Source organism: Pseudomonas sp. P5_A12, from assembly GCF_056400685.1.
This window is the reverse complement of record NZ_JBFUKU010000410.1, coordinates 1-3,748: the sequence shown is the minus strand read 5'-3', so window position 1 is coordinate 3,748 and position 3,748 is coordinate 1. Positions and strand designations below refer to the sequence as shown.

Annotated in this window: 3 protein-coding genes; all 3 read right to left on the bottom strand. The window is 44.2% G+C overall.

Annotated features, from left to right (window positions below; translation table 11 throughout):
• Nucleotides 1-165: 165 nt before the first annotated feature.
• Entirely contained in the window at nt 166-999 is an 834-nt protein-coding gene (locus tag AC1DSG_RS28960; RefSeq protein WP_477793937.1) for a polysaccharide pyruvyl transferase family protein, read from the bottom strand.
• A 63-nt stretch (nt 1,000-1,062) separates the two neighbouring features.
• Complete coding sequence (locus AC1DSG_RS28955) at nt 1,063-2,409, bottom strand: oligosaccharide flippase family protein (RefSeq protein WP_477793936.1); 1,347 nt, start codon at nt 2,407-2,409, stop codon at nt 1,063-1,065.
• Nucleotides 2,410-2,449: 40 nt separating this feature from the next.
• On the bottom strand, nt 2,450-3,748 hold a 1,299-nt coding region (locus AC1DSG_RS28950), incomplete at its 5' end, for a UDP-glucose dehydrogenase family protein (RefSeq protein ID WP_477793935.1).

Genomic DNA, 3,748 nt, shown 5'->3' with positions numbered 1-3,748 from the left:
GTCTAAGTGAACATAAATATCCGCATAGGTACTTATGGATTTAACTAAGGCCCCTAAATGAGAAGGATCATTGTGAGCAAGTATAAGATAGGCGATTTTTTTCATGGGTGGCCGTAGTTTAGCGTGATGGTGTTTATATGTTTATATGTTTATATGTTTATATGTTTATATGTTTTTATGACTGATATTGAAGTCGGAAAAAAATTTTTTAAATGCATGCATCGCTTGTTGTTGTACGTCCTCTAAAATATTGTTTTCAATAGAGAATGTATTTTTTTCTAATAAGTCTTGTTTTAACGGTGTCGATGGGTCAATTTTAAGATTGAAAGGTCTGCCTACTGATGAGAAATAATCATAAAATTTAAAGCTTCCTCCTGTGTGTAGAGCACCGTCATCCACCCAGATGTTAGGGATTTTGAAAGCATCTGAAAGAATTAGGCCGTGCAGGGCCTGACTTAGAATTATTTCGCAAGAAAGCATCTCGCTAGCGATTTTTTTAAAGTCATTTGTTCGGAAGTCAATTATTCGATACGACTCTAATTCTCTATACTTTTCTTCTTGGTTTTCAGTGTCAAATTTTGTGAAGTGTGGGATTATGCCGTATTTATATTTCTTTTCTATGGTTTCGCTTAAATCGCCAAGTGCTAAGGGAACAAGTAGTCCTGGATCGCCAAGCAAGATAGTTTCTGGGTGTTTGTCTGTTATGAGTTGTCTGGATAAATAGCCACGGACCGAGTATATTTTTAAGAATTTCAGCTTTCTCAATTTCATCCCTGTGTATATAAAGCCTGATCCTACAACGCCAATGGGCTTGCTTCTAAATAAGTATCTGTTACCCCAGATGCTTTGAAGTATGCTGCCTGTGCTTATTAGCTTTGCTTCATCCAAAGTCGTCAATTGATGATTTACAGAGAAAAGCTCTGATAGCAAGTATGTAGTTATTTCGTCACCAAGATTAAAGTTTTTACTGCTAGGGCGCCACCAATATGTATTCAGCATTTGTTATCCATTATGTCCCAGTATTCGTGCAAGCTAAAAAGAGCATTTCGTTTTTTGATCGCATCAGAATGCTGTTGAATTAAGTCCTGTACGCTTTCGTACGAGAATCGCCAACACCAAATTACATGATATTATGCTTAATGCTGTTGCTGTCGCGGCTCCTGCAATGTCCCAAATTGGGATGAGAAGTAGGCTGGATATTATATTAACAGCGAAACCAACGAAAACCCCGATTGAAGCGTCTCGTTCGTGACCTGTCATATATAAAATTTGACCTACTGATCCGGATGCTGCTGCGATAACTTGTGCTATACACAAAATTGTCAGACTAAGCGCCCCGCGTTTGAATTCTGGACCGAATACGGTTCCTAAAAGTGGTTCCGCAAATATTCCAAGAATTATCGCTAAAGGTGCTGCCAGAGCCAAGGTCCCGCGAGCAGCGATAGTGAGTACCCGCTGAAGATTTTTTACTTCACCAAGAGAGTAAAGTCTTGAAATTGTTGGCTGAATTGCCATGTTTACTACCACAAGTGAAAATGCAACTAGTTCACCTCCGCGTGTCGTCACCTGATAGATGCCTGCAGATTCGGCGCTTTGCATTCCAGAAAGCATTAGCATATTGACCTGAGAGCCAATAATGCCAATCCCCACTATAAATAGGAGGGGGATCGCTGATCTAGCCCAATTTTCCATTTCATAACGAGGTACCGAACTGCGAATTTCTCTAGGTAAACGCCTAATCAAAAGCCAAGCACCAACCAAGAAGCTAATGGCAGTGGCGGTGAATCGTGATGCCATTGCAATTTCGGGAGTTAACTCTGGAGAAGAGTCCAACGTTAGTCCAATCCAGGCGGTTATAAACACTACGAATAGACCAGGCGTCAGCAGGTTTTCAGAAATTTGACCTAAAACTACAAAATGCAAACCCCTTAATAATGCCGAGCGCAATGCGCCTAGAGCAATTATTGGAAGTAATGCCATCGCCCACCAAAGTGAGTGCATGTAGGCGGGTGCCAAGTTATCGCTTATCATCCATACAATCGCAGCTCCCAAGCCTGCTAATGCTATCGATGCTATTAATATAAGTTGGTTCGAGCGCTCAAGTAAGCCGCGCATCAAGCTCCATTCTTGATGCGCGCGATAGCTGCTAAATAATCTAATCACTAATGTTGGAAAACCTAAAGTGGCAAAAACGCTTAGTAAAGTAAGTACCGCCATAGAAGAGACATAAAACCCATAGCTCTCCGCCCCTAACCAGCGTGCTAGAAGAATGCTTGTAAGCAACATTAATATTTTGGATGAAAGGCTAAGTGYCAGACTACCTGCTGCAGCGCGCATTAGATGGCGGCGAAGGGCGGAGCCTCCGACAATGAAATTTCGTATTTTTTTTGTTGCAGTTGTCATAGACATTAATGCTCATGCTGTGCGGCAATATGTAGCTGCATAAGGCTTAGCGGCCAATTGAACGGTACTCAATACCTTTCTTTTGTATACGGCTAGGCTCAAACAAGTTCCTGCCGTCAAAAATTATAGGGGTGTCGAGTTGCTGTTTGATAAGCTCAAAGTCAGGAGCTTTAAATACTTGCCATTCAGTAACTATGACCAGTGCATCAGCACCTTTCAACGCTGCTTCTTTGGTACCGCACAGACTTAGGTCGTTTCGGCTGCCATAAATACGCTGGGTTTCCTCCATGGCTTCCGGGTCATAGGCCTGGACATTGGCGCCAGCTTTCCACAGTGCTTCCATCAAAATCCGGCTAGGCGCTTCACGCATATCGTCGGTATTGGGTTTAAAGCTGAGGCCCCACAATGCGAAGGTCTTACCTTTCAAATTGCCGTGGAAGTATTTTGAAATTTTCTTGAACAAGACGGATTTTTGTTCATCATTACGGTGTTCCACTGCTTTGAGTAGTTTAGCGTCGAAGTCGATGCTGTCGGCGGTGTGTATTAGCGCCTGTACATCTTTGGGGAAGCAGGATCCACCGTATCCCGCGCCAGCATAAAGAAAGTGGTAGCCGATGCGGGGGTCGGAGCCAATGCCTTGGCGTACCATTTCGATATCAGCACCAAGCATTTCTGCCAAGTTGGCCATTTCGTTCATAAAGCTGATTTTAGTCGCCAGCATGCAGTTAGCGGCGTATTTGGTCAATTCAGCACTGCGGACGTCCATGACAATTATCTTTTCATGGTTGCGATTGAATGGTGCATACAGTTCGCGGATCACTTCTTCGCTATTCGAACTATTGGTGCCAATAATTATACGTTCGGGTCGCATGCAGTCTGCGACGGCTGAGCCTTCCTTGAGGAATTCCGGGTTGGAAACCACGTCAAAGGTCAAGTCCTCGCGGCCACGTTGGGCGAGGACTTCAGCAACACGAGCACTAACCTTGTCGGCTGTGCCCACAGGGACGGTAGATTTATCGATCAGGATCAGATTGTTTTCCATATGCTGCGCGATGGTTTCGGCGACCATGAGAACATACTTAAGGTCGGCTGAGCCGTCTTCATCTGGTGGTGTGCCCACCGCGATGAATTGAACTTCGCCATGTTTTACACCTGCTGCTGCATCTGTGGTGAAGTTTAAGCGGCCAGCGGCGTGATTTTCTTTTACTAGAGTTTCAAGGCCAGGCTCGTAAATGGGGATGTGGCCTTGTTTAAGGCGTTCGACTTTATTGGCATCGACGTCAATACAGACCACGTCGTGACCGACCTCTGCGAGAACGGCGCCCTGAACAAGACCGACGTAACC

Coding starts and splice junctions, on each gene's coding strand:
- AC1DSG_RS28960 (WP_477793937.1), bottom strand. CDS start 999: ATGCTGAATACATATTGGTGGCGCCCTAGCAGTAAAAACTTTAATCTT.